This window comes from Sphingopyxis sp. LC81, assembly GCF_000756375.1.
In the GTDB taxonomy this organism is placed as follows: domain Bacteria; phylum Pseudomonadota; class Alphaproteobacteria; order Sphingomonadales; family Sphingomonadaceae; genus Sphingopyxis.
Map to the genome: position 1 here is coordinate 112618 of NZ_JNFD01000014.1, position 24592 is coordinate 137209.

The 24592-nt window shown below is 62.1% G+C and carries 23 protein-coding genes and 1 pseudogene; 16 read left to right on the forward strand and 8 right to left on the reverse strand.

Annotated features, from left to right (window positions below):
• Positions 1 to 107: 107 nt before the first annotated feature.
• From FG91_RS08055 to FG91_RS08075, 5 genes are all read left to right on the forward strand, one after another.
• On the forward strand, positions 108 to 2201 hold the full coding sequence (locus FG91_RS08055; protein ID WP_037513936.1) for a TonB-dependent receptor: 2094 nt from the start codon (positions 108 to 110) through the stop codon (positions 2199 to 2201).
• Between the two features lie 280 nt (positions 2202 to 2481).
• Positions 2482 to 3624, forward strand: a complete 1143-nt coding sequence (locus tag FG91_RS08060) for a DUF1611 domain-containing protein (protein WP_200878420.1) — start codon at positions 2482 to 2484, stop codon at positions 3622 to 3624.
• Positions 3625 to 3626: 2 nt separating this feature from the next.
• Positions 3627 to 5282, forward strand: coding sequence for an ABC transporter transmembrane domain-containing protein (locus FG91_RS08065; RefSeq protein ID WP_161785638.1), 1656 nt, complete (start codon positions 3627 to 3629; stop codon positions 5280 to 5282).
• A 131-nt stretch (positions 5283 to 5413) separates the two neighbouring features.
• Positions 5414 to 6094, forward strand: coding sequence for a hypothetical protein (locus tag FG91_RS08070; RefSeq protein ID WP_152568047.1), 681 nt, complete (start codon positions 5414 to 5416; stop codon positions 6092 to 6094).
• Positions 6095 to 6113: 19 nt separating this feature from the next.
• The gene (locus tag FG91_RS08075) at positions 6114 to 7283 is read left to right on the forward strand and encodes an OprO/OprP family phosphate-selective porin (protein WP_081940478.1); all 1170 of its coding nucleotides are present in this window, start codon (positions 6114 to 6116) and stop codon (positions 7281 to 7283) included.
• 44 nt (positions 7284 to 7327) lie between these two features.
• Here the strand turns inward: FG91_RS08075 and FG91_RS08080 are convergent, their stop codons facing one another.
• Together FG91_RS08080 and FG91_RS08085 are read right to left on the reverse strand one after the other, a co-directional pair.
• The gene (locus FG91_RS08080) at positions 7328 to 8113 is read right to left on the reverse strand and encodes an anti-sigma factor family protein (RefSeq protein WP_037513940.1); all 786 of its coding nucleotides are present in this window, start codon (positions 8111 to 8113) and stop codon (positions 7328 to 7330) included.
• Positions 8100 to 8639, reverse strand: a complete 540-nt coding sequence (locus FG91_RS08085) for an RNA polymerase sigma factor (RefSeq protein WP_081940479.1) — start codon at positions 8637 to 8639, stop codon at positions 8100 to 8102. The genes FG91_RS08080 and FG91_RS08085 overlap by 14 nt, the downstream gene beginning before the upstream one ends.
• Before the next feature lie 280 nt (positions 8640 to 8919).
• Between FG91_RS08085 and FG91_RS21725 the strand changes: the two genes are divergently transcribed.
• The 5 genes from FG91_RS21725 to FG91_RS08105 all read left to right on the forward strand — a co-directional run bounded on the left by FG91_RS21725 (position 8920) and on the right by FG91_RS08105 (position 15085).
• The gene (locus tag FG91_RS21725; RefSeq protein WP_152568048.1) at positions 8920 to 10308 is read left to right on the forward strand and encodes a S8 family serine peptidase; all 1389 of its coding nucleotides are present in this window, start codon (positions 8920 to 8922) and stop codon (positions 10306 to 10308) included.
• Between the two features lie 65 nt (positions 10309 to 10373).
• The gene (locus FG91_RS08095) at positions 10374 to 11327 is read left to right on the forward strand and encodes a surface lipoprotein assembly modifier (protein ID WP_152568049.1); all 954 of its coding nucleotides are present in this window, start codon (positions 10374 to 10376) and stop codon (positions 11325 to 11327) included.
• A gap of 228 nt (positions 11328 to 11555) precedes the next feature.
• Positions 11556 to 11927: a glycine zipper 2TM domain-containing protein gene (locus FG91_RS21355; RefSeq protein WP_235211979.1), complete on the forward strand. Its 372-nt coding sequence runs from the start codon at positions 11556 to 11558 to the stop codon at positions 11925 to 11927.
• A 357-nt stretch (positions 11928 to 12284) separates the two neighbouring features.
• On the forward strand, positions 12285 to 14375 hold the full coding sequence (locus tag FG91_RS08100; RefSeq protein ID WP_037513945.1) for a TonB-dependent receptor: 2091 nt from the start codon (positions 12285 to 12287) through the stop codon (positions 14373 to 14375).
• 107 nt (positions 14376 to 14482) lie between these two features.
• Positions 14483 to 15085, forward strand: a complete 603-nt coding sequence (locus tag FG91_RS08105) for a type IV toxin-antitoxin system AbiEi family antitoxin domain-containing protein (RefSeq protein ID WP_037513947.1) — start codon at positions 14483 to 14485, stop codon at positions 15083 to 15085.
• 24 nt (positions 15086 to 15109) lie between these two features.
• Here the strand turns inward: FG91_RS08105 and FG91_RS08110 are convergent, their stop codons facing one another.
• Positions 15110 to 15814 carry a DUF6118 family protein gene (locus FG91_RS08110; RefSeq protein ID WP_037513949.1) on the reverse strand — a complete coding sequence of 235 codons (705 nt, stop codon included), beginning with the start codon at positions 15812 to 15814 and terminating at the stop codon, positions 15110 to 15112.
• 9 nt (positions 15815 to 15823) lie between these two features.
• Positions 15824 to 18787, reverse strand: a complete 2964-nt coding sequence (gene traA, locus FG91_RS08115) for a Ti-type conjugative transfer relaxase TraA (protein ID WP_037514096.1) — start codon at positions 18785 to 18787, stop codon at positions 15824 to 15826.
• 173 nt (positions 18788 to 18960) lie between these two features.
• Between traA and FG91_RS08120 the strand changes: the two genes are divergently transcribed.
• The 6 genes from FG91_RS08120 (at position 18961) to FG91_RS08145 (ending at position 21573) form a co-directional block, all read left to right on the forward strand.
• On the forward strand, positions 18961 to 19266 hold the full coding sequence (locus FG91_RS08120; RefSeq protein WP_037513950.1) for a conjugal transfer protein TraD: 306 nt from the start codon (positions 18961 to 18963) through the stop codon (positions 19264 to 19266).
• 40 nt (positions 19267 to 19306) lie between these two features.
• Complete coding sequence (locus tag FG91_RS22355) at positions 19307 to 19570, forward strand: conjugal transfer protein TraD (protein WP_037513952.1); 264 nt, start codon at positions 19307 to 19309, stop codon at positions 19568 to 19570.
• A 93-nt stretch (positions 19571 to 19663) separates the two neighbouring features.
• Complete coding sequence (locus tag FG91_RS08130) at positions 19664 to 20296, forward strand: PilZ domain-containing protein (RefSeq protein WP_081940481.1); 633 nt, start codon at positions 19664 to 19666, stop codon at positions 20294 to 20296.
• Positions 20297 to 20434: 138 nt separating this feature from the next.
• Positions 20435 to 20737: a CtrA inhibitor SciP gene (sciP, locus tag FG91_RS08135; protein WP_037513953.1), complete on the forward strand. Its 303-nt coding sequence runs from the start codon at positions 20435 to 20437 to the stop codon at positions 20735 to 20737.
• A gap of 199 nt (positions 20738 to 20936) precedes the next feature.
• Positions 20937 to 21311, forward strand: coding sequence for a glycine zipper 2TM domain-containing protein (locus FG91_RS08140; protein ID WP_037513955.1), 375 nt, complete (start codon positions 20937 to 20939; stop codon positions 21309 to 21311).
• 31 nt (positions 21312 to 21342) lie between these two features.
• Positions 21343 to 21573 carry a hypothetical protein gene (locus FG91_RS08145; RefSeq protein WP_327195807.1) on the forward strand — a complete coding sequence of 77 codons (231 nt, stop codon included), beginning with the start codon at positions 21343 to 21345 and terminating at the stop codon, positions 21571 to 21573.
• Positions 21574 to 21576: 3 nt separating this feature from the next.
• On the opposite strand, the pseudogene FG91_RS21360 reads toward FG91_RS08145, so the two are convergent.
• The 4 genes and pseudogenes from FG91_RS21360 to FG91_RS08160 form a co-directional block, all read right to left on the reverse strand.
• Positions 21577 to 21741 (reverse strand): annotated as a pseudogene (locus tag FG91_RS21360) (MucR family transcriptional regulator); the annotation flags it as partial.
• Positions 21742 to 22202: 461 nt separating this feature from the next.
• Positions 22203 to 23165 carry a hypothetical protein gene (locus FG91_RS08150; RefSeq protein WP_037513960.1) on the reverse strand — a complete coding sequence of 321 codons (963 nt, stop codon included), beginning with the start codon at positions 23163 to 23165 and terminating at the stop codon, positions 22203 to 22205.
• The gene (locus FG91_RS08155; RefSeq protein WP_235211980.1) at positions 23159 to 23668 is read right to left on the reverse strand and encodes a sigma-70 family RNA polymerase sigma factor; all 510 of its coding nucleotides are present in this window, start codon (positions 23666 to 23668) and stop codon (positions 23159 to 23161) included. Before FG91_RS08155 ends, FG91_RS08150 begins: the two co-directional genes overlap by 7 nt.
• Positions 23665 to 24159, reverse strand: a complete 495-nt coding sequence (locus FG91_RS08160; protein ID WP_235211981.1) for a hypothetical protein — start codon at positions 24157 to 24159, stop codon at positions 23665 to 23667. Before FG91_RS08160 ends, FG91_RS08155 begins: the two co-directional genes overlap by 4 nt.
• Between the last annotated feature and the right edge of the window lie 433 nt (positions 24160 to 24592).

Genomic DNA, 24592 nt, shown 5'->3' on the forward strand with positions numbered 1-24592 from the left:
GATTGGGGATGCCCTTGCTCCGCCTGGACGGCAGTAATATCACTATTGCTAATCATTCTTAATATCTGTAGCGGCGGCGCGAGATTCATGCTGCGAGGGAATTGAGTGTGCGCCTGCTTCTGACCGTATCCGTCCTGGCGATCAGCCAGCCTTTCGGCGCTGCGCTCGCTGCCGAAGCGTCGAGCGCAGAGGGCGACAATGACACGCGCGTTATCGTTGTGACGGGGACACGCGATAGCGGCGGCTACGTCCAATCCGACAGCTCGATCGCCAAGATCGATGCACCGCTGCGCGACATTCCGCAAACCATCGATATCGTGCCGGACGCGGTGCTAAAGGATCAGCGGGCTTTGTCGATCCAGGATGCACTCAAGAATGTTCCGGGCGTCGGCCTGTCGCATGGCGACGGGCAGCGCGACCAGGTTACGATCCGCGGCTTCTCGGCGATCGCCGACCAGTTCGTCGATGGCTTTCGTGACGATGCGCTCTATTTCCGCGACCTTTCCAATGTCGAACGGATCGAGGTCGTGAAGGGCCCCGCCGCGGTCCTTTATGGTCGCGGATCCTCAGGCGGACTGATCAATCGCGTGACGCGCAAGCCCGGCACGAATATCGTCTCCGCGACCGCAAGCTATGGCAGCTTCGACACGAAGCGCGGCGAGGTCGATCTGGGGCAGGTAAACGCCGTCGGTGACGTGGCGTGGCGGCTGACCGGCGCGATCGAGCGCGACGACAGCTTCCGCGACCAGCAGTTTCTCGATCGGGAGGCGATCGCGCCTTCCATCCTCCTCGGTGGAGGCGGCGGTACGGTCCTGCTCGTGCAGGCCGATTACCTCAAGGATCGCCGCGTTACCGACTTCGGCATTCCGGCCTATCTGGGCCGCCCCGTCGATGTCGACCGCTCGACCTATTATGGCGCGGCCAACGCGCGCGACGCCGACGTGAGCCAGTCGGAGGTTTTTTCCCAGACGCTGACCTTCACGCATCGCTTCAGCGATACGCTGTCGTTCCGCAACGGATTTCGCCATTACAATTATTCGCTCGATCGCAAGAACACGTTGCCCGGGTCGGTCAACGCCGCGGCACGGACGGTCACGCTCAACCGCTCCAACGTCGACCGCGACGAGGATGGCTGGTCGAACCAGGCTGAATTGACGCAGACACTGAACATCGCCGGCACCCAGCATAAACTGCTTTATGGCTTCGAGATCGCACGGCAGGTGAAGGATTTGAAGAATGTGTCGCGCAACGGCATCGCGACCGTCGATCTGTTCAATCCCGCTCTGCCGGTCGTTCCCATCATCCTGACGAACCCACCAGCAGCCTATAATCGCGGCGTCTTCAACAACCGCGCACTCTATGTACAGGACCTCATCGACTTTGGCAGCGGCTTCAAGGCGCTGGTAGGGCTTCGTCACGACTGGTTCGATCAGCGGACGATCCAGTACATCGCGAACAAGCCCAATCTCGACCGCAAGGACCGGGATTGGAGCCCACGCGCTGGTCTCGTATTCCAGCCCGATACCGCGCAGTCCTATTATGTCTCGTGGAGCCGGTCGTTCCAGCCGTCCGGTGAAGCTTTCTCGATCGCTGCGAACAACGCCGACATTGCTCCCGAGCAGACGACAAACAAGGAAATCGGTGCGAAGTACACGCTGTTTGGCGGAGCATTGAACACGACGGTATCGCTGTTCGAATTGAAGCGCACCGGTATCAAGACCACCGATCCCGCCAACCCGACCCAGTTGATCCCGATCGGCGTCCAGCGAACGCGCGGCGCGGAACTCGCCGCGACCCTTGAATTGGCCTCGGGATGGCACGCCATTGCAGGCTATTCCTATCTCGATGCGGAAATTGTCCGGTCGACGGTGCCGAATGTTCAGGGCAAACGGGCGACGATCACCCCGAAGCATAGCGCCAACCTGTTCCTGTCGAAGTCCTTCGGCGACCGGTTCGGAATAGGCGCTGGTGGCAATTATGTGGGGGACCGTTATGCCGACCCGGCCAACACGGTGCTCTTGCCCGGATATGTGACCGCCGATGCATTTGCCTGGTATCAGGCGGGGCCGGTGCGGCTGCAGGTGAACGGCTATAATCTGTTCGACAAGAAATATATCATTTCGGGCCATGGCTCGTCGGCCAATCTCAACCTGCCGGGCGCGCCGCGCTCGATAATCGTCACCGCACGCTTTGCCATGTAGCGATTTTCCGAACGGGATTTGATTTCAAATCCCGTTCGGAACTGATCGTCAATTCGAGACAGCGCGCGGGACAATGCCAGTCCCATTCAGAGCTGTATTTCCCTTGCTTTAATCAAGCCTTGCCTTCGCGCGCGCCGAGCGAAAGGCGGCGTTCTCTCTTGCGCGGTGCGCGGCGGCACATCGCAGCTTCTCAGCCAATCAGCACACAAATTGCGCGACCTCGTGGAATAGACTCCCGCTTCATCCGTCATGAGTTTGGGGGACACACTGGGGCCTGCTTATGAACGCACATTTGGAATTCCGAACTTCGAGCAAAGCAACAACCAAACCCGCGACCGAGGGACGCCTCGCTGGCAGGGTTGCGGAGGAACAGGGTCAAATCCCTGAACGAATAGCTGCGGCGCGGAAGAGCTTCGTAACGCGGCGGGTCGATTTTCGCGACGCCAAAGCCTTGATCCGCGCACGGGCGCCTCGCGCCGGAGATCTGGTCCTGGCGCGGGTGAACTCCATCGGGCATCATGGTCGGCTAGAGACCCCAGCCGGCCGGCGCAGCAAACTCTACTGCGGCGACGAGATTATCGTCGCATATGGCGCTCGCTATGCTCCCGACCAGTTCGAGGCGGATGTTCCCTCCGATCTGGAGCCATGCGATCTCGTGGCCGGCGGCGGCATCGCTGCCCGCATGGTCAGCCGGCACGCGAAAGTGGGGCGCCCGACACGAATTACCCCCATCGCGTTGCTGGCCGACGGACGGGCCCGGCCTTTGAACCTCTCGCGTTATGCGATTCAGCCGCCCCGGTCACCTACCCCACGCCCACCGGTGATTGCGGTTGCCGGGTCTTCCATGAATGCCGGAAAGACCACAGCGGCGGCGGCTCTCATCCACGGCCTCTCCCGCGCTGGCCTCACCGTCGCGGGCACGAAGGCGACGGGCACCGGTTCGGGCGGAGACCTTTGGTCCATGGCGGATGCAGGGGCCGATCAGGTGTTCGATTTCACAGATATGGGACACGCCAGCACTGCGGGTCTTTCCCTTTCGTTTCTGGAGGAGATCGTCCGCGGCCTGATACTGCAAGTGTCGGAACTGGGCAGCGACGTCATCATTCTCGAGCTGGCAGACGGTATCTTCCAACGCGAAACAGCAAGCTTGCTCCAATCCCACCTGTTCGGCGACGCAATTGATGGCATTCTTTTCGCCGCCCCAGACGCCCTGAGCGCAACTTATGGCGTCGATTGGCTGCGAACGCGCAACCTACCAGTTCTAGGAATCACGGGGCTGATGACGGCCTCGCCGCTCGCGACCCGCGAGGCCGGGGCCAACAATGATATTGCAGTCGCTACACTCGAGAATTTGGCGGACCCGCATTTCGCAACCAAGCTGTGCTTCGGAGCGACAGCGAAGCCGCCCGCCGCCAAGGTATGACAGTGCCGGCATTCATACGACGCAACTTGCTACAATTTGCGGGTCTGCTAGCGGCGGCTTTCGCCTATGCGGGAGCAGCCATTTTTCTCGCATGGAGCATTGCTCGCCTGTTCGACACCGCCGTTGGTCGGGGCGCGGGCAATCATTCGCTTCCGATACATCCCGCGGCTTCGTCCATTCTGGCAATCATGGTCTTGCTGGTGACGGCAATGGTGCAGCGCCGAATGGCCGACGGCATGGGCTTGGCCTATGTACACTGGCTGCGACTGCGGCTTTTCAGGCATCTTCTGCGCGCGATCACACCCCCGTCGCTCAAGGGCAAGCGGGTCGGCCTGCTTCTGCCGTTCGTCGGCGATTTGGGAGCAATCCGTCAATGGGTGGGCGATGGTCTCGCCCGGCTCATACTCGGCGTGACGATCACCCTGACCCTCCTTGCGTACATCTTGATCCGCCACTTCTGGATCGGCTGTTGGCTGGCCACCGCTGTCATGGTGCTGGCGGTTGTTGCCTGGCGATTGAATAGCCCGCTTGACCAGGTGACGCGCGACATTCGTCGTCAACGTGCGAAGGTCTCCGGTTTCGTTACGGGGCGCCTGGAAGCAGCCGCGACCGTTGTGTCAATGGGTCGCAGCGTTTCTGAACTCCGCAAGCTGGAGCGACGTTCGCTCAGCCTGACCGCCGCAGCCCGTCGCCGCGCGTGGCTTGTCGGAGCCCTGCGCGGTCTTAGTCAATCGAGTGCCGCCATCATGATGCTCCTGCTGTTGCTGGCCGCAAGCAAGGAGGTGCGCGTGGGCACCATGACGAACGGCGATCTACTGGGCCTGATGAGTCTGATCGGAATAATGGGTCATGCGCTCCATGATACTGGGCGCGCATTCGAGCGCTTCATACCCGGGCGGGTAGCCATGCAGCGGATCGATCGCCTGATGGCGCTGCCACGCCGCTTCAATCGCCGAAAAGCCCATGCTCGACTCGACATGGCCGGGCTGAATATCGACAAACTCACATTGCCCGGAATGACCGGTATCATCGACCTCGCTGCAACCCCTGGCGAGGTCATATTGCTGGATGGCCCAGTGGGTAGCGGCAAATCGGCGCTGATGGCCATCCTTGGCCGGCTAAACTCGCCGCCGCAGGGAGCGATCCGGATCGATGGGGCGGATTTGGAAAGCCTGTCCGGGGCCGATGCACAGCGCCTTATTGGCCTTGCCAGCCATGCGGTTCCGTTGCTTCCTGGTAGCGTCGATATGAACCTGAGGTATCGGCAGCGGTCGGCCTCCGACCTCGAAGTCCTGCAACTGGCGGATCAGCTTGGCCTGGATAGCATCGGTCTCAACCTCCGACACATGATCGGCGAGCCGCGTACTTCGCTTTCGGGTGGCCAGCATGAGGCTCTGCTCATTGCTCGCGCCTTGCTCGGCCAACCATCGCTCCTGTTGCTGGATGCGGTGGAAGGCCATTTGCCCGACAGCATGATCGACAGGCTTGCTACCCTAATCGCAAATTACCCTGGTGTCGTGATCATGGTGGCGCGGCGCCACGGACTGCGCCGGATCGCCAATCGAGGCTGGCGTATCGAAGAAGGGAGTATCCGCGAGAGTTGCCAGAACCTCGAGCCTGTCGCGTCGACCGGAAATGGCAAGGCGTCACCAAAATGAACTGCGCCTCGCGAGAATATGCGGCGGAACCGCTTCCGAGAAAGGAGCATGTCCAGTTCCGCTCTATCCCCGGATTACCGCCGCGCGAATTCTTTCTCTATGTACCGAGGGCCGCGCGAAGGGATCGGATATTGGTCCTGATGCACGGTATTTCCGAGAATGGATGCGAGTTGGCACTGCGCTTCGCGGAAGAGGCGGAAGCACGGGGCGTGGTGCTCGTTGCGCCGCTGATGCGCCGATCGGTCGTCGGACAATATCAGCAACTTCTGGATCCGAAGACCGGCATTCGCGCCGACCGTTTGCTGTTCGATATTCTCGATGCCGTGCGCGGAGAGCTCGGCCTCAAGGCATGCCCAGTCGATATATTCGGCTTCTCGGGCGGTGGGCAATTTGCGCACCGTTTCGCCTTCAATCATCCTTACATGATCCGCAACGGCGTTCTGGTCGCGCCCGGCTGGTTTACCTTTCCCGACCGCGCGGCGCCCTATCCCCAAGGGCTGCGCAATTCGCCCGAGAAATTAGATGTGCCGGCGATCCGCTCGATCCCATTCCATGTGATTGTGGGTGACGAAGATATCGTTCGCGATTCATCGCTTCGCAGATCCCAAAGGATCGACCGGATTCAAGGCCGAAATCGCCTGGAACGGGCGAGGCGCTGGCACCATGCCATGCTGGAATGGGGGGCCGATCCGCGCACCAGCCTGACCGTTCTTCCGGGTCTGGCTCACAGCTTCGCGCAGGCGGCCCGAAATCACCACCTGCCGCGGCTCACGTTCGAGCTCCTGGAAGCAGGTATAAATTCAATATCTTAAACAAAAAGGGATTAGTGGCATGACGAAACATTTCTCACGGGCCTTTGTAGCGTGCCTGTTTGCCGCCTACGGGCTTGGCCAAACTGCGCCGCTAGCTGCCAAGGAAGGCCTTTCGACTGGCCCGGACGGAATCAAGTTGGAGAGTGGCGACGTGGAACTCACGCTCGGGGGGCGCCTGCATCTCGATGCAGCCATTTTTGATGACGGTACAGGGAGTGAAAGCGAAGCCGATGTTCGCCGCGCGCGCCTCGAATTCTCGGGTCGGATCGGGGATGTGTTGCGATTCCGCGTGGATCGCGAATTTGCCGGCGCCGATGGCTGGCGCAACCTCTGGGCCAGCATCAGGCCGGTCGATGCCATCGAAATCAAGGGCGGCAATTTCATCGTCCCGTTCAGTATGGAAGATATGCAAAGTTCGAACGACACGGTTTTCGTGGAACGCTCCTTGGCCAGCACGCTGGCGCCAGCATTCGGCCTAGGCGGCGCAGTGAAGGCGGCGGGAAACAATTGGACCGTCAGCGCCGGCTATTTCGGCGATGCGCTCGACGATGCAGAGGGGCGCGCCAAGGAACGCGGCGATGGCTTCGCAGGAAGGGCGACCTTCGCGCCGACGCGGGGCGACGATGGCTTCCTCCATTTGGGCGCCGCTTATGAGCGCCGCTCTTTCGACACCCTCGACGTTGTCCGTTTCTCGAGCGGACCGGGGTCCGATCTGGCGCCAAATCTCATTCAGACAGGGGGCATTGGCTCGCCATCGAAGCTGAACAATGCGGGAGCGGAATTGGCGTTCGCTCATAAATCGCTGCAGTTCCAGGGCCAGTATATCGCGACGCGGTTGTCGCGCGACCTAGGCCCCCGGCTGAAGTTTGACAGCTGGTACGGACAGGTCAGCTGGATGCTGACGGGAGAAAATTATCAATATTCCCGCAGCAACGGCCTCCCATCGGGGCCAAAACTCCACAAGAAGCGGGGCGGCGTCGAACTGGCTGCGCGCTATAGCGAGCTGGATCTCGACAATAGCGCGCTCGATGCCGGCAAGGCTTCGTCGGTTTCCGTTGGCGCAAATTGGTATGTTTGCAGCAACGTCCGCCTGATGGCGAATTATGTGCATTCGACCCATTCTGACAGCCTTGTCCGGCCGGATCGCAAGGTCGATCTCGGGGTGGCGCGTTTGCAGATCGCCTTCTGACGCGAGCGGACCGAGCGGTCGCCTGCCCGCCGTTCCGACCCCATTCAATTGGGGCGTGAGTTGATCCATTTTCGCGCGATCAACTCACGCTCCTGGGCGCTCGTCAACGCATCTCCTGCCATCATCGCGTCGACCGCGCCACCGAACCCATTTTCCTCGCCCGAGGTGGCCGCCTGGTAATTATCACTGGTCTTCGTTTCGGGATCCGAGGCGGAAGCAAGCCTCACATGCCATTGCCGATCACGATCAATACAGGCGATCGCGCCGACACTCTGCGAGGCTGACGTCAGTTCGAGTTCCCGGCAAGGGCTGCCGTCACGAGCAATGAAACTCAGTTTCATTTCCAAATTCTGCTTGCCGGGAAGCGCGCGCGTCGCGCCGCTTTCGGTATTCGCCAGCAAATCGTCGAGGGCGCTGTCCCGTTGGACCGGTCCGAGGGCGAGAGACATGGGGCCTTCGGTTGTCCCGGTGAGGCCGGCGACACCATATCCGGCGCCAAAGCCGAGCAACAGTGCGATCGAAGCCGCCAACGGCAAGGCATAACGTTGGGCAACCGGCCGGTTGCGATGCGGATTGATAGAAAGAATCGCTCCCTTGCCGATCCGAGAAGACTGTGTTTCTCCTTCGAGGAGCGCGCTGACGGCGCCAGGGAGCGGCAGCCGATCGATCGCGCTGAAATGCTCGACCATGATATTGTTGGCGCCGGTGAGTTCGGCCAGTCGCTTCGCGACCGACGGATCATTGCGGATCGCCTCTCCAACCGCCTTCTGTTGCTGATCGTCGAGTTCATGATCCAGCCATGCCGACAACAATTGATCATCGATCTGCATGGGCGGACTCCTTGCCTTGACCGGGAAAGCGATCGACGGGATTCGCCGAAAATTGCACGGCAAGGCTGGCGCGCGCCCGTGAAAGCCGGCTCATGACCGTCCCCATCGGAATGTCGAGCAGCTCGGCAGCTTCCTGATAGGACAGTCCCTCGATCGCGACGAGAATGAGCAAGGCCCGCTGCGCTTCTGGAAGATCCCTCATCGCCATATCCACTTCCTGGAAGGAGACGGCGACGTCGGCCAGATGCTGACCGTCCACGACGGTCTCGCCGATTTCGGACTGCAAGGCACTCCACTCGCTCCGCACGCGATTCGCTCTCCGCATGTCGATCCAGAGGTTACGGCAGATCCGGTAGCTCCATCGCCTGACATCTGCGTCCGCTGGCATTGGCCGTTCCAGAATCCGCAAGACCGTGGCCTGCATCAGATCGTCGGCATCTGCCATCGAGCCGGTGAGCGCATAGGCGAAACGCCGGATTCCTTTCAGGCAGGCCAACAACTCCTGACGTGCCCGTTCCTCCATCATCGTTTCCAATTTCTAGACGTTCAACCGAGCGTCATTATTCCACGTGTCGCGGAATAAATCCTTACTTCCCGCGTCTATTTCCTAATATGGTACCCGCACCGAGTGGTGGAGGATAAACTTGATTGGCCGTCGATCAACTGCGCGACCCCGCAAATCCAGGCTTCGCCACTTCGCGGTCCCGTTGCTGTGTGCGTTTGTCCTGTTGGCCCCATATCCTGGCAATGCCTGGGGCCAGAGTGGTCCGGACGAAGACGACGTCGCTGACTCCGTTGAAGATCAAGTGGAACGCGATGTCGAGGAGCAAATTGAGGATCATGTCGAAGCCGCGGCCGAAGCGCAGGTCGAGGATGCTGTCGACGAGGACGTGGAGCAGGTCGTCGAACCGGAATTCGGCGAGGAAGTAGACGATCGCGATGGCGAAAGTGAGAGCGAAGGCGTTTCTTCCACCGACCAGCAAGATCAGACCGAACATGACGACGACGATGATGGGGATGCGATAAAGAAGGTAAGTGCCGCAGAGCGGGAGTGGCGTGACACTGAACGAGCGTCCACAAATCGTGACGTGGGCGTGGTTGGCGACAGCATCGAACTGCGCGGCATCGCGCGCGACGTCGATGGCTTCGAGGTCGCGCGTGACGAATGGTTGATCGCGGCCACGAACAAGGAACTCGCCCTCCTCGCCGAAAACGGATTCCGTCTCCGTGCTGTGGAAGAGATTGGCCTGCTTGGCGAGTCGCTGGCACGGATTGAGGCGCCAGGAGGTGCCGATGACGAGAAGACGGAGCAGCGCATTCGCGCGATCGCGCCAGATGCGATCATCGACCGCAACCATCTCTATTCACCGCAGGCAGCGCGTAGCGGGAGCGGCGAAGGGGCGGTCCGTCCGAGGGACGTGTTCGCCCTGCCATCGGCGGCGGACAGGTTGACCAAGCCGATCGGGCTTATCGACACGGCCGTCGCGAAAGGCGTGCCAGCCCTGCGCCGCGCGCGCGTCTCGCGCATGGACTTTGTTACAAGCAACAATCAGCGGCCTAACGAACACGGAACCGCAATCGCATCGATTCTTGTGGGCCGGGATGGATCCTATGTAGGCCTCTTGCCTTCAGGCGCCCTATACGCGGCCTCGGTGTTCGAGGATCTGCCGGGTCGGCCGGGAACGGCCACGACGGCAAGTCTCGTTCGAGCCCTCGACTGGATGGCAAAGCAAGGGGTCGGCGTGGTCAGCATGAGCTTGACTGGCCCGCATAACCGAATTCTCCAGCAAGCCATCATACGGACGCGCGCGCGCGGTGTGACGGTCATCGCGGCGATCGGCAATGCCGGGCCTCACGCGCGGCCGCTATATCCGGCCGGCTACAGGGACGTGATCTCGGTGACAGCCCTCACGCCGGACCGCCAAGTTTATCGAATGGCGAATCGCGGCGCTTATCTCGACTTTGCGGCACCTGGAGTAGGCATTCTGCATGCTGGTCCGCGAGGCGGTTACGTAACATCATCCGGCACATCAATGGCGGTCCCGTTCGTCGCGGCCGCTCTTCTGCTTTCGACCGACCGCAATGGGCGATCGAACGCAGGAATCGAGGAGCGGCTGAAGCGATTTGCCATCGACCTGGGTCCCGCCGGTTTTGACGAAATCTATGGAAATGGTTTGATTCAGCCGCTGCCGTGAAAGGTCGGTCCGACCGATCGCATGTCGTCGATCCGTCCGTTTTTCGGTGGCAAGAAAGGGTGCATGTGAAATACAGCTTCAAGGTAGGGCATATAAGGCGGTTCAGGCTTTTCGCGCTGACCTTTTCAGCCCTGATGGTTCAGCCGCCATCGGCTTACGCAAATCCGGAATCGGCAGAGTCCAAGGCCTCCCTCAGCGGCGAAATCCAACTCGGTGCTCAATATGACAGCAATGTATCGGTTGACGATATCGATTCGAACGTCGGGCGCGGAGACTGGGCTGCCCTATTGGAAGCGCGAGCGAATCTGAAGACCGATCTATCGCGCAAAACCAGCCTCCGGCTTTCCTATGCCTTTTCCCAGTCGCTATACGAGAGCTTCACCGACTTCGACTTGCAGACCCATTTGGGTTCGGCCGATATTTCCCACGGCTTCGGCAGGGTTCGCATCGGCGCCGCTGGCCGGCTTGCCCACAGCAGGCTCGGCGGCGATGGGTTCCTCACGACGCAGCAATTCTCGCCTTATGTCAGCTTCAGGGCCAGTTCGTCCCTGCTGCTGCGGGTCGACTATAGTCATGCGAACAAGAATTTCATCGGCAGGGCCGATCGCGATGCACGAAACAACGCCGCGACGGCTAACGTCTATTATTTCGTGAACGGAACGCGCACCTATTTTCAAGCAGGCTACAGCTATGCCCACGAAAATGCCGAGGCCGCTCCGTTCGACTATGAAGCGCAAGGTTTCCAGCTGCGCTTCAATCAGAAGCTCGCAATCGGCAGCAATGACGCGACCTTGCGTCTTGGCTGGCGCTACGATCGGCGCAATTATGACGAAATCACGCCGGCCATCCAGGCGGAACGCCGAGAACGCCGGCATCGCCTGCAAGCGAATGTCGAACTACCGGTTTCGAAAAAGATATTCCTGTCAGGTGGCTATGAATATACCGACCGAAACTCCAATCTTCCTTCCGCCAACTATAATCAGCACCTTGTTTCCCTGATGCTGGGAGCAAGATTTTAGCCGCCATGGCAAAAGGACCGCCGCCGGTCCGATATGATCCAGACAACGCCGAACCTGCCGCGGCCAGTGGGATCGGCTGACCTGATAGTCAACTGCGACAAACCGGGCAGAATATTCGCTGAAACGTCGGAATTTTCACTGGCCCGGGCGCGAAGCGGAAAGACTATTCAGCCTTCCGCCATCTTGCAAACCTTAACCTGCCACATGGTCGCAGAGGAAGGAAGAACCATGCTTTCGATGAAAAAATTTGCGCTGGCGACGTTTCTCGGGGTGAGCGCGGTGGCCTCGTTGCCCAGCGAGGCGGCTGCGCATGACCGGCACCATCGCTATTCTCACTATGACGATGACGATGACGATGACGATGATGACTGGCGCGAACGCCGCGAGTATCGCAGGGATTATTATAGGGATCGCCGCTATTATCGCCCCCGTTATCGGTGCCGCACTAACGGAACATCAGGGATGATCATCGGCGGTGCTGCGGGCGCCTTGCTCGGCCGGAGCGTCGATCGCCATGGCGATAGGGCTTCTGGTACGATCATTGGTGCTGCAGGCGGTGCCCTGCTTGGGCGCGAAGTCGCCCGTGGACGCCGATGCTAGGCGCGCGCACCGTGCGATTGCCTGACGCTGCCTCTTCCAGATTTCATACAGATATTTGGAAAGCAGGCGGGCAGTTGCGGACGGCATGACCTGGCCTGCCAACCGGTGGCGGGGCCGTCGGTTCGGCTATCGCGTTCTGGGCTGTCTCCTCGCACGGAAGAGTGGTGAGGGACGCCCCAGAAGCATCAACCATCATGAAAGCGCGAGACCTTGCGGTTGAACTGGTAGAGAGCGGGGGGAGGCGCCACCGTTCGTGGCCATCGGCGCACCACATTTCCCTCATTGAGATCTAATATTGCAAATCAATCGCATTATCTGTAGGGGCGCGCGATAATCGCTACTCTCAGGGGGAAGTTCATGAAATCCAGATTGCTATTGTCGGCTGCCTTGCTTGCGTTTCCAACCGCCGCGATGGCGGCCGAAGCCGAGTCGGACGACAGCCGCACGATCATCGTCACCGGCAAAGCCGACGGCTATCTCGCGGAAAACTCGGTCACCGCGACCAAGACCGACACGCCGCTCATCGACGTGCCGCAGACCATCTCGGTCGTAACGCGCGAGCGGCTGGACGATCAGGCACAGCACAGCATCGCCGATGTCTTGCGCTACGTGCCTGGAACCACCATCGGCCAGGGTGAAGGAAACCGCGACCAGATTACCCTGCGCGGCCAGAACACGACCGCCGACTTCTTCCTCGATGGCGTGCGCGACGACGTGCAATATTATCGCGGCCTGTACAACATCGAGCGCATCGAGGTCCTCAAGGGCCCCTTCGCGCTGATCTTCGGCCGCGGCGGCAGCGGCGGCATTATCAATCGCGTGCAGAAGACGCCTTCCGCCGAGGCGCTGGCGATCGCCGGCACGGCGAGCGTCAACAGCTTTGGTGCGTGGGATGTGTCGGCGGACATCAACGCGCCCATCGGTGGCAATGCCGCTTTCCGCCTGAATGCCAATTACGAAAGCCTGGACAACCACAGGGACTTCTTTGGGGGTGAGCGCTATGCGATCAATCCCTATCTCGCGGTCGATCTGGGGCAGTGGAAGCTCGGCCTCTCCTACGAATATGTGAACGACGATCGTGTCACCGACCGCGGTGTACCTTCGATCGCGACCGCGGCGGGCCAGCCGAACCGCCCGATCTCTGGCTATCGCGACACATTCTTTGGCGTCCCGGGTGTCAATAGCTCTGGGCTCGAGGCGCATATCGTCAAGGCGCGGCTCGATGGCGAACTGACCGAAAACCTGAACTGGTCGACCACGCTCCTCTATGGCGACTATGACAAATATTATACCAATGTGTTCGCCAATGGCGCGGCCACCAGGCAGAGCGGCACCGTCGCACTGTCGAGCTATACCGATCCGACGACGCGCGAGAACTTCATCGCTCAGAGCAATCTGGTGTGGGACGTGAATTTCGGATCGATCGGCAACAAGATCCTGCTCGGCCTTGAATATGGCGACCAGAATTCTACCAACCAGCGCCGGAACGGAACGCTGTCGAGCAGCACGCTCAACCTCTCCAATCTCGTCTATCCGACGGTCAGCTTTGGCGCGCTGGCCCGGAATACCGAGTCCGACGTGCTATTCTTCTCGGCCTATGCGCAGGACCAGATCAGCTTTGGTGCGCATGTCGATCTGGTGGTCGGCCTGCGCTACGACCGGTTCGAGATCAAGGGCACCGACCTCATCCCCACGGTCACTTTCCCGTCGGGACGGCCGTTCGCCAGGACCGACGACAAGGTCTCGCCGCGCGTCGGCCTGATCCTGAAGCCGCGTGACAATATCTCGGTCTATGGCAGCTACAGCCGGTCCTTCCTGCCGCGCTCGGGCGACCAGTTCCTGACGATGTCGGCGACCCAGCAGAATCTCGCGCCCGAAAGATTCACCAATTATGAGGTCGGCGCCAAGTGGGACATCCGGCCCGATCTCAATGCCACGCTCGCGCTGTTTCAGCTTGAGCGCACCAATGCGACGACCCCCGATCCGAACAATGTCACCGCGACGATCAACGTCGGCGCGACGCGGACCAAGGGCGTCGAACTGGCGTTGACCGGCAGGATCACGCCCAATTGGCAAGTGAGCGGCGGCTATACCTATCAGGATGCGCAGCTTCGCGGGAACGGTTTCGTCCGGTTGGGGCAGGTGCCAAAGCACCAGTTCGCCTTGTGGAATCGCTATGACTTCAACGACAGCGTCGGTGCCGGCATCGGCGTGATCCATCAGTCCAGCCAGTTCGCCGCAATCCGGACTTCTGCGACGACCACCCGCCTGCCTGCCTTTACCCGCGTGGACGCCGCGCTGTTCTTCAAGGCGAACGAGCGGCTCGAGATCCAGGTCAACGTCGAGAATTTGCTCGACGAGAGCTATTTCTCCGACGCGCACAACAACAATAACATCACGACCGGCGCGCCGATCAACGCGCGCTTTACCGCTCGCGTGAAGTTCTGACGGCAAGCCGGGAGGGCGGGAGTGCCTTGCGCTCTCGCCCTCCCGGCATCACGGTCTATCGTCGCGCCCGACCGTAAATCGCCTTGGTGCGCGGGGAGGTGACGCCAATGACCATGCGCCTCAGCAGGCTTGCTCGCGTTGAGCGGCAAACAATTGCGTGCGTGAGATCCGCCTGCTTCCCTGCTGACGCGCCCGTCTGTGGCAGCGACTTCCAGATATGCCGTGCCGTCAAGCCCATGGCGGACCGGTTGGCCGAAACTCGCCTTTCGATCTGGCACCCAGGCGCGATGTTCGTGAGCCAGGATGAGATTTCACTGCTTGCATTGCTCGCAGCCTTGCAGCGCTGCGGCAGCTTCACTGTGAGTTGCGATCTCAGTCCTGACCTGATCGAAACGCTGCGGCAGTACGCCACCGCTCTGGCCGAAGCTGGCGCCCGCTTGCCGTTCAGGGGCTTCGCACACGCAATGATCGAGCGGCAGAAAGGGCCCTTGGAAAGCACAGGTCTCGATGCCTGCACACAGAATTCCGTGCTGCGTGTCCGAGATCGCTCCGTCGCAGCAAATGCGCTCGAGATGGTTCGCGAACGGGAACTCGTCAGTACAAGAGAATTTGAACGATCAGGCATTTCGCGTCAGTATCTGAGCCTGCTATTCAAGAAGGGCCATCTTACGCGTGCCCGTCATGGCTGGTATCGCGCCTTCAATGATTAACCGGGGAACAGGTTAGTACGCTATTCAAATTTGCGGATGTCCAATCCTGATGGTGCAGCGCACCTGCTTCTTCGCGCTGAGAGCGGCCTTTTCGCAGGCGGCAATCTTTTCCCGGTTATCGCGCCGCATGTCGGCAGCGGCCGAGATAGCTTGAAAAGCTTCCGGGCTGTCGGCACGCATGAGGCGCACCCCGCCTTCCCATAGGCTGGGTGCGCCGACAACATGCGCCGCCATTTTTTCGGGCAAATGCCAGCTCTGTGGCAGCGACCGCACAATGGCGCCCGGAAGGACGGACCATAGCAAGACCCCCGCGAGCAGGCCGCCGCCTGCCGCCCATCTGAGGTGACGGCGCTGCTCGTTGATGGTCGCGGCGGTTCCAAGCAAGGCCCGCAAGGCGCGCGCCGCCTCGCCATGCTGCTGCTTCGCTTCGGCTATCGCGGCCTTATCCTCGCGCCGCGCGACGGCCGCTGCCGCCGCGGTCCGTGCGCCCATGTCCTCCGGCGTCATCTGCATGGCGGGTTTGCGCTCAATGGAGACGAGCCGCTTCGCTATCTCGGAAAGCGTGCTGCCATAATCCGGTACGTCGATCTCGGCCTTCTCGGCGGCCATATGCTCGACCGCGCGGCGCATGAGCGCCATTTCACCTTCAAGCCGATTAAAGGCCCGCGTCGCCGGGTCGGGTTCGGGCGGCTCATAGGGCAGCGGCAGGGGCAATCGTCTTTCATCCATGTTGTCCTCCTATCGGCTCATGCCAAGATCGCGGGCAGGATCGAACGGCACCGACGCCGCGAGGTCGTGCGCGACGCTGCGGCCTGCTGCCCTGTCAATGCCGAGATCATGCCGTCGTCCGCTAAGGAGTGATTCCACCTGAGCGTCGCGTTCGAGACTTTTCGCCATCCCCGTCATGCCCTGCGCGACGCGCTTCGCGCCCCGCAAATCCCCGTCGCGCCGCAATTCCTCCTGCGCTTGCCGGAGCTGCTGCCAGCCTTCGACGAACCGGTCGGCGCGCTGGAAGGGATCGGCGCGTAGTTCGGCTTCCTTGTTCATCGCCCGCACCACGGCCTGGCCGTGACCGTCTGCGGCTTCGCGAACAAGTTCGGGCTCACGCTGGAAGGCCGCGCCAAGGTCGGACGACGCATGGGGCCGGATCGCGTCGAGCGACTCCCTTGCCCGGTCCAGCGCTTCGCGCTGGTGCGGCATCGGATCGAGACCCTGCGCGCGAGTCTGGCCCCATGCGTCGAACGCCCTTGCATAACGCTCCACGGCGCCGCGCAGACCGCCGACGCGCATCGGCTGCAAGTCGCGGGCGAGTTGGTCCCTCCGTTCCGGCTGCTGTGACCGGGGCGCTGGCCGGAAGCCATCGAACATGCCGCGTTCGCGCTGCGGCTCGGCCTTGGGCCGGAAGCTGTCGAAGATGCCGCGCGCCTTTTCCGGCACGGCCTTGATGATCTCGGCGATGCGCTCGCCGAAGCTGATCCCGCGCCGTTCGGCAAAGCTGAGGGCGGGATCAGCTTTAGCATATTCCAGCGCCATGTCCTTGGGCCGTTCACGCGACAGGGTGTGGACAAGCCGGGACTGATCCTTGAAGTCGTCGCGGCCAAAGTGGAGCGCCACGCCGTCGCGGTGGCGCGACATGGCGACATAGGCGCCATGGCGATCCATGCCCGGCGTCGCCAGCACATGGGTCCGGTCCACAGTCATGCCCTGCGCCTTGTGGATCGTGGCGGCATAGCCATGATCGATATGGGCATAATCTTTGGTGTCGAATGCGACGCTACGCCCGTCATCGGTGCGGACCGCCATGCGCTGCTCGCTGACGCGCTCGATCGTGCCGAGCGTGCCGTTCTTGACCTCAAGCCCGCGCTCGTTGCGCAGGAACATGATACGGTCGCCTACGGAAAAATCCCGGTCGCCGCGTTCGACCTTGAGGCGAACATTGTCGCCCAGATCATGGCCCGCGTGCATCCGCTCGCGCGCCGCTTCGTTGAGTTCGCGCACCTCGGCATTGGTGTGGGTGAGGATGATGCGCGATGCATCGGGGTTCGCCTGCCGTTCGCGGTCCCAGCGCTCGACAAGCTCGCTACGCGCAGCCTCGCGCGTGTCGGCCGCGTGGACCATATCGCTTGTCGCATAGGCATGGATGGCCTCGCCGGTCCGTCCGGTCGCCAGATGCTGAGTGGCGTCGCGCTGCCAGTCGATATGCTGCCGACGAACCTCCGTGATCTCGACGCCGCCATGCCGTTCGTGGATCGCGCGGAAGGCCGCGCCCGCTTCGATCGCCTGCAACTGCTGCGGGTCGCCGACCAGCACGACCTTGGTGCCGGCGTCCGCGGCTTGGGAGAGCACACGCTCCATCTGGCGCGTGCCGACCATGCCCGCCTCGTCGATGACGAGAACGTCGCGCGAGGTGAGCAAGTCGCGGCCCTGCGCCCAGCCATGTTCGAGGCTCGCGATGGTGCGTGAGGCGATGCCCGACCCGTTCTCCAGGCCCTCGGCCGCGATGCCCGACAACGCCGCGCCGCGCACCTCATACCCTCCGCGTTCCCACGCCTCCCGCGCCACGCCGAGCATCGCGCTCTTGCCGGTGCCCGCGTAGCCGACGACAACGCTCAAATCCCGCTCGCTCGTCGAATGCTCGAACGCGGCGCGCTGCTCGCCGGTCAGCATAAGCCCGCCCGCCTCCGCACGAGCCAGCGCGGCGGTGCGTTCCTGCTCGCCCACGCGATGCCTCTCGCGCTCAGCCATCAATTCGCTGGCGCGCTGCAACCGCTGTTCGGTTTCGATCATGTCGCGCGATGTGAAGCGATCTTCGCCGCGTCCGTCCTTGCCGAGCGCGATCAGGTCGGGCGACGCGCGAACCGCGCTTATTGCCCGGTCGTATTGGTCCTTCCCGTCGGTGTGGCGATGCACGAACATCGACATGTCGCGCCGCGTGAACGTCGCCTGATGGTTCGTGATCGCGTCCAAGGCGATACGCGGCTCCGCGATGATGCGTTCGCCATTCCGCTGCGCGACCGCGCGGTGATCTTCGATGCGCTCGGACTCAAGTCCACATGTCCCCATGCGCGATGCGGCGGGACCGATCTTGTCCTGCGGTTCGAGGCCGATACCTTGCGCTTCAAGGCTGCGATGATCGATGCGAGCGTCTATGTCGAGCTCTGCGAGCCGCTGGTTGACGTGGTCCGCCCAGTGCTCGCGCCATTGCTCGACAAGTTCGGTGCGATTCCAGTCGCGTTCCTTCGCGCCGAATCCATCCGCGCCAACCTCGCGCATGGTGAGCATGACATGGGCGTGCGGTTTCGCCATGCCGTCCGCGCCAATATCCCAATGGACATTGAGGTCGGCGATCATACCGCGCTCGACAAATTCGGCAGCTACGAAGTCGCGGGCGAGCTCGATGCCCTGCGCCTGGTTCATCTCGCGCGGGATGGCGAACTCGACCTCGCGCGCGAGCTGCGCATCCTTGCGCTTCTCGGCTGCTTCGACTTCGTTCCAGAGCTTTTCGCGATCGCCCAGCCGTTCGGGCGCACCGTCGGGCAGCATCACTTCCGAATGCACGACCCCCGACTTGTTGGTGAAGTCATGTGCGCGGTCGAGCCGCTCGTCGTGTAAGCGCTCGGCCGAACGATAGGCAGCGGCGGCCACGGCGTTGCGCCCGGCAGCACGGCTGATGACTTTGACCGAGAGGTGATAGATTGCCATGACGGCCATCCATCTACACTTCAAAAGCCACGTCGGCACGACGTATAAGCGCGCCCTCCCCCGAATAAATCCGGGCAGGGACTAGGCGGTGTCAGACTGTCCCGACGACTCTACTGCGTCGGCTCCGCGCTTCTTCTATCATGGCCGCATCGTCACTCAATGGAGACTTTGCGATGCGCAAACCACGGGATTTTGATTCGGAGTTGAAGGCGCTCGCGGACAAGGCGAAGCTGCTCAAGGAACGCCGCGTTCGCCAGCTCGGCGAACTCGTCATGGCGACCGGCGCCGATGCGCTCGATGCCGACAGCCTTGCGGGCGCGCTGCTCGCGGCCGTCGCAACGAAAGATGGACAAGCGAAGGAGGGCTGGCGCCGTGCGGGCACGGCCTTCTTTCAGCGAGGCCCACGTCAGCCTGCGCCGCGACCTGAACGCCAGCCAGACGGCACTCTCCCGCTCGAAGGCGGCGCGGCATCGCATTGAAGCCGCCAAGGCCAGGACTGACACGCGCGAATGGGTCGTGATGCGCCGCGAGAGAACGCGCCAGTTGATCGAACTCGGTGGGCTCGTCGCGAAGGCCGGTCTTGTCGATCTGACCGACGACGATCGCGCGATGCTCTATGGCGCCTTCCTCTGGGTAGCTGACAAGCTTCGCAGCGATGAAGGCGCTCACGCTTCCGCGCTTTGGCAGCGGCGAGGTAGGCGGGCCTTCGAGGCAGAAACTTCGTCGAGCTTTGAGCAGACAGGCGATCTCCGCTCATTGCGCGCGTCTCAACGGAACCTTTAGCGGCGTCTTGCGTATATATGGTCACAACAAAGAACAGGCTTACGGCACTCTGATGCTCTTGCTGGGCGCACCTCTAGTGATTTGGAGAGTCGCATGAAGCGTAGACCGGATTCATCCTCGGCGAGTAGTGAAAGGCAGGCCGAGGATCGGTACCTGACCGTTCATCGCGTCGCAAAGGTCGTTCGGCAGGACGACAAGGGCTTGTGGCGCGTGCGTAACATGTCGAACCGCGGTATGCTCTTCGAAGTCGATGTTCCCGTTTCGCCGAACGAACGGCTCACTATAATCCTGTCCGACGCAATCCGGCTGACAGGTCGCGTCATGTGGTCTGGTGACGGCCGGTGCGGCATCGTCTTCGACGAGCCGGTGCATATCGGAGAATTGCTGCGCGCGCTGGTCGCCGAACGCGAAGCCGAGGGGTATCGGCCGCTCCGCTTGTCGCTGCGCAGCCCGGCCCGGCTGTGGAGCGATGAAGGCGAGACGGAGATCATGGTCACGTCGCTTTCGCGGGACGGCGTTGGGTTTTCCTATGACGGCGAGTTGGCGGAAGGTGACCGCATTAATATCGCCCTCGCCGATGGCCTGTGCCGCCGTGGCAACATCAAGTGGTTCAACGGGCAGCGTGGCGGGATCAGGCTGGCCTGCCCTTTCGCAATTTCCCAGCTCGAAAGCCTGCGGAATTTCATCTCGGTTCCGAGGGATTCGCGCAGCTTTATCCGGCAGTAGGTGTGGGCGCCGTCGGCAAACGGTTCGCCGCAAAATGGACCAGCCGCCAATCTATTCTTAACCTCGTATTGCGAAGATCATCCCGTTGAAAGAGCGGGGGGCACAAAAGCAGCGCAAGCTGTGCGACGGAGAGTCGAAGTGCTCGAAAATCAGAAGATACGTCCGGCATCGGTGATCGGCCCGATGGGCGAGGAATTGACATTGGGCAGCCTTCCGCCGCCCGACACCACGCGCTGGGTCAGCCGCCGCAAGGCGCAGGTTGTTGCGGCGGTCGAAGGCGGCCTGCTGACGGCGGACGAAGCCTGTGCCCGTTACCATATGAGTCTCGAGGAACTGGCGACCTGGCAACGCCTGTTCGCCAGGGTCGGAGTGCCGGGCCTCAGGGCGACGCGCATCCAGCTTTATCGCGAGGCATTTCCCGACCGGCTGTTGTCATCGTAGCTATTCGTATTCCATTAGCGCCTGATCCCGTCCGAAGTAATTGCCTTGGACGGTCGATGCCAACCGCCAAATCGGCTGGGAACAAATATGTTTCCCTATTGACGAGGATACACCGCTTCGCGGGCGGATCATTCTCGTTCATTGGGCGTTTCGCCAATATCCGCTAATCGGGAAAACAAGACCTCAGGAGAAATTTGCCGTGAAGAAAGTCCTTGCCGCTGTCGCTCTTGCCGCCGTCGCCATGCCGTCGGCTCCCGCCCTTGCCGATCCGCCGCCCTGGGCTCCGGCGCATGGCAAGCGCGCCAAGGACCGTGGGCTCTACGACGGCAATGGCCGCTATTATGAGCCGCGGCGGATTTCGCGTGGCGACCGTATCTGGCGCGGTGACGACGGGCGCTATCGTTGCCGCCGCGACAACGGCACGACCGGGCTGATTATCGGTGCCGCGGTCGGCGCGCTCGTCGGGCGCGAACTCGACGGCGGGCGCGACCGCACGGTCGGCACGATCATTGGCGCTGCGGGGGGCGGCCTGCTTGGACGGGCGGTCGATCGCGGGGAACTCAAATGCCGCTGACCCGGTTTTCCGCGAACAAAAGCGATAGGCGTTGGTTGCAGATGCGAAACTGGCCCTGGAATCACCCTTCGCCAAGTGCGCCATGACGCGGGAACTGACAGACACCATTCTTCGGGTCGTCAAGCGCGCGCCGCAATGGATCAGGCGCGACCTCGAAGCGAAAAATCCGGCAGCGCGTATCCGTGCCGAAGAGGCGCTCGCGGCGATGATCGCCGAGGCGCTCAATCTGCGGACTGCTGCTGACGCCGACGCCGAGACTTGATGCCTATTTCGCGCGGCGCCTGATGGTCTTGTTGCGGCCGCCGCCGCGGCCCTTGGTGCCGAGGCCGATCACCTTCGCGAGCGCGCGACGCTTCTCGGCATAAGCGGGCGCGGTCATCGGATAATCCTTCGGCAAGTTCCATTTGGCGCGATACTCGTCGGGCGACATGCCCGCATCTCGCCTCTTCTGCAAGAAAAGCTGGCGTGATTATCGCGCAGGGGAACCGCAACGATTCCGGTGCGTTGGGCTGGGCGACCATATTCTGGTTGGTGGTCACTTACCAATGCTCGCTCCGCCAACCGGCGGGGCGTTTCATATGGCCGCCGACCGGCACGATATGGCCTCGCTCCAATCCCCCCCCGCGAGTGAGGTCGAAGGGTTCCGTCTAGGGGGACGGAACCCTTCATCTCTTCCGCATGGGAAGGCGGCGAATGGGCAGCGCGATAAGGGACCAGCTCGTCGCGCCGCCCTTCGCGATGCCGCCATGTGGGGTAAAGAAGGCGGGCGGCACCGGAATTGCGATGCCGCCATCGTCGGCTGCAATGGTTAACAAAATATGGATTCCGCGGCGGCTTTGCGATGAGCCGTGGCATCGGCAGCGGCATTGGTGCGTGGGTCCATACATCCGTCTATCCATAAAAAGCGGAGCGGATGATCTCCCATTTTCGTTGCAGCCCGAGCCGCATCACCATGAAGTCGAACCTTATGCGCTCCCCAAGCGACGGATAGGCTATGTCGATGATCGCATAGTTGGCGCGGCGCAAATGGCGTCCGACAGAGCGGCGGCTGATCCCGAGGCGCGGCGCGATGTCTTCGAACGGGCGGCCATATAGATCGAACAAGATCCAGACCTGCCGCGTCAGTGCCGGCTGATCGACCAGCCGCTCCGGAATCTGCACCGTGTCGGCGACCGCTTTGCCATTCTTCTCGGCTTCCGTCATCACCCGCTCGTCGGGAAAGGGACGTCGCCGCCGCCGATAGTCCACATAGCCATGCGGATAACGCCGCCCCAGGTTCAGGCGCTCCGCCAGCCATTCGTCGAACGGCTCCCATCCCGCGCATTGGAGCGCGTCGGTGACGCGCAGCAGGCGCTCGCGCCGATAGCGGCGCCACGGCCACAGGATGCGCCAGAGATCGACCGTGGCGACGTCTTCGCAGCACGACCGTGCGACCGCGCGGCGTAGCGTCGCTGGCAACGCCGCGACGATGAACGCGGCGGCGACCTCTTCGTCGGCGGCGATGTCCGCTGGCGGATCGGGCCATGCGACCTCGCCCGGATAACCGCTCTCGGTGAAGGCGGTGGCGAGCGAGCGCCGATAGTCCTGCTGCAAGCGCGCCTGCAAGGCGGCGACCCGCGGCCTGACGCCGGGGACGGTGTCCGTATAGCAGACGCGCGCCCGAAGGATCGCGCGTGCGTCGGCGAGGCACGCGCCGATGGTGTCGCCATCGGTGCCGAGTATGTCCGCCATCGCTCCGGCATCGACGCCGTAGAAGTTGTGGAGCAGGAACAGCGCGCGCGGGAGCGGAGGCAAGCGCTCGATCGCCGCGTAGCGGGGGTGATCGAGCGACGATCGGGTCAGCACGTTCACCATTGTCCGGCAACTGCCGTGCGGCAGAGCGTCAACGCCCGCGCCATATGATACTCAACCGTGGCGACGCTGATGCCGACCTGCTCGGCGATGTCCTTGTAGGACTGCCGGTGGACGCGGTGCATCACGAAGACACGCCGCGTCTTGGGCGGCATCGCGCGCACCGCCTGCCTATAGAGACGCTGCAAATCCTTCGCTTCGATCCGCCATGTCTGTTCGGGTGCTGTTGGTGCGGTTCGTTCCTCGTCGAGCGGAAAGAAGACGGGAAGGCCTCGCTGCCTTTTGCGCGCGCGGTTGATCAGCATGTTGCGGGTGATCCGCGACAGATAGGCGGCGGGGTTTTCGATCCTCTCCGGGTTCCGCGCGCCCAGCAGCCGCGCGAAGGCTTCCTGAACCAGGTCGGGGGCCTCGTCCGGGCCAACCCTTCGCCTGAGGTAGCGCAGCAGCCGGGCATGTTCGGTATGACAGACGGCCTCGAACCTCGGTGACATATCGGGGAGCGTCATGGCCGCGCCTCCCCGCGTTCCCCGGGCGCCAGCGGCGCATCGCGCGAAGCGCGATAAAGGGTGATGCCCGCCTCGATCCGGTCGAGGATGAAGGTGTCGCGCTCGGCTTTCGCGATGCGGATGTCGGCTTTGGAGTAGGTGTCAAGACTGACCGCGCAGCGGTCGCCGAGTTCGCGCTGGATGACATCATGGGCGCGGCGCCAGCAGCATTCTTCCTTGAACAGCGGATGGCCCACGACGATCCAAAACTCATAATCGGAGAAGTGGATCGTCTGGTCGTCTTCGTACCAGTTTCTCCGCGCGTAAGGGCCGATCAGGATGATGCGCCGTATCTGGCCCGGCTCGGGCGCCTGCACCCGGGTCGGATCGAAAGAGGTGCGCAATATGCGCGCGATCCGCTCGACCTCCTGCTGCTTGCGGCGGATGAGGTGGCCGACGCGCGCCATCACGACTTCGCGCGCGTAAACGTCGTTCAATTGTGGGGTAGACATTTGCAGCTCACACACCAGCGGTCCGCGCGTCGATGCGCGGATGTGCAAGCGGTGTCCGCTGTGTGGCGCCGCAATCGCGGCTTACAGCAACTGCCCGACCGTGATGGCCGAACCTACATGATGCCTGGCAGGATTATCCCGAGGATGGCCGCCAGTCCTTCCATCCCGTGGCCGCGATCATGCCAGAATCGGGGAGTCCCGGCAAGCGATCCGGCCAGGAGGGCAAAGTCAGTCGGAATGCCTGTCCTTCCTAGCCGTCCAGTCGCGGGCGAGTTTTGAGAGCGGAAGTAACGCCGATTCAGCGCCGCGAACGCAGCCGCTACCAGTCGCCGCGGTCGTGCCGGTAAATTGTGCATCCCATGGAACGGGACTTTTTCACGCGATACCGGCCTGGAAGTATGATGCGCGTACTCAGGCCATATCTGGTTACGAA

Excerpts from the sequence above, each read along its gene's own strand:
- FG91_RS08155 (WP_235211980.1), bottom strand. The coding sequence starts at position 23,668 with ATGACGCTCCCCGATATGTCACCGAGGTTCGAGGCCGTCTGTCATACC.
- FG91_RS08120 (WP_037513950.1), top strand. The coding sequence starts at position 18,961 with ATGCGCAAACCACGGGATTTTGATTCGGAGTTGAAGGCGCTCGCGGAC.
- FG91_RS08085 (WP_081940479.1), bottom strand. The coding sequence starts at position 8,639 with ATGATGGAGGAACGGGCACGTCAGGAGTTGTTGGCCTGCCTGAAAGGA.
- FG91_RS08100 (WP_037513945.1), top strand. The coding sequence starts at position 12,285 with ATGAAATCCAGATTGCTATTGTCGGCTGCCTTGCTTGCGTTTCCAACC.
- FG91_RS08105 (WP_037513947.1), top strand. The coding sequence starts at position 14,483 with ATGACCATGCGCCTCAGCAGGCTTGCTCGCGTTGAGCGGCAAACAATT.
- FG91_RS08150 (WP_037513960.1), bottom strand. The coding sequence starts at position 23,165 with ATGGTGAACGTGCTGACCCGATCGTCGCTCGATCACCCCCGCTACGCG.
- FG91_RS22355 (WP_037513952.1), top strand. The coding sequence starts at position 19,307 with ATGCGCCGCGAGAGAACGCGCCAGTTGATCGAACTCGGTGGGCTCGTC.
- FG91_RS08110 (WP_037513949.1), bottom strand. The coding sequence starts at position 15,814 with ATGGATGAAAGACGATTGCCCCTGCCGCTGCCCTATGAGCCGCCCGAA.
- traA (WP_037514096.1), bottom strand. The coding sequence starts at position 18,787 with ATGGCAATCTATCACCTCTCGGTCAAAGTCATCAGCCGTGCTGCCGGG.
- FG91_RS08075 (WP_081940478.1), top strand. The coding sequence starts at position 6,114 with ATGACGAAACATTTCTCACGGGCCTTTGTAGCGTGCCTGTTTGCCGCC.
- FG91_RS08080 (WP_037513940.1), bottom strand. The coding sequence starts at position 8,113 with ATGCAGATCGATGATCAATTGTTGTCGGCATGGCTGGATCATGAACTC.
- FG91_RS21355 (WP_235211979.1), top strand. The coding sequence starts at position 11,556 with ATGCTTTCGATGAAAAAATTTGCGCTGGCGACGTTTCTCGGGGTGAGC.
- FG91_RS08130 (WP_081940481.1), top strand. The coding sequence starts at position 19,664 with ATGAAGCGTAGACCGGATTCATCCTCGGCGAGTAGTGAAAGGCAGGCC.
- FG91_RS08160 (WP_235211981.1), bottom strand. The coding sequence starts at position 24,159 with ATGTCTACCCCACAATTGAACGACGTTTACGCGCGCGAAGTCGTGATG.
- FG91_RS08060 (WP_200878420.1), top strand. The coding sequence starts at position 2,482 with ATGAACGCACATTTGGAATTCCGAACTTCGAGCAAAGCAACAACCAAA.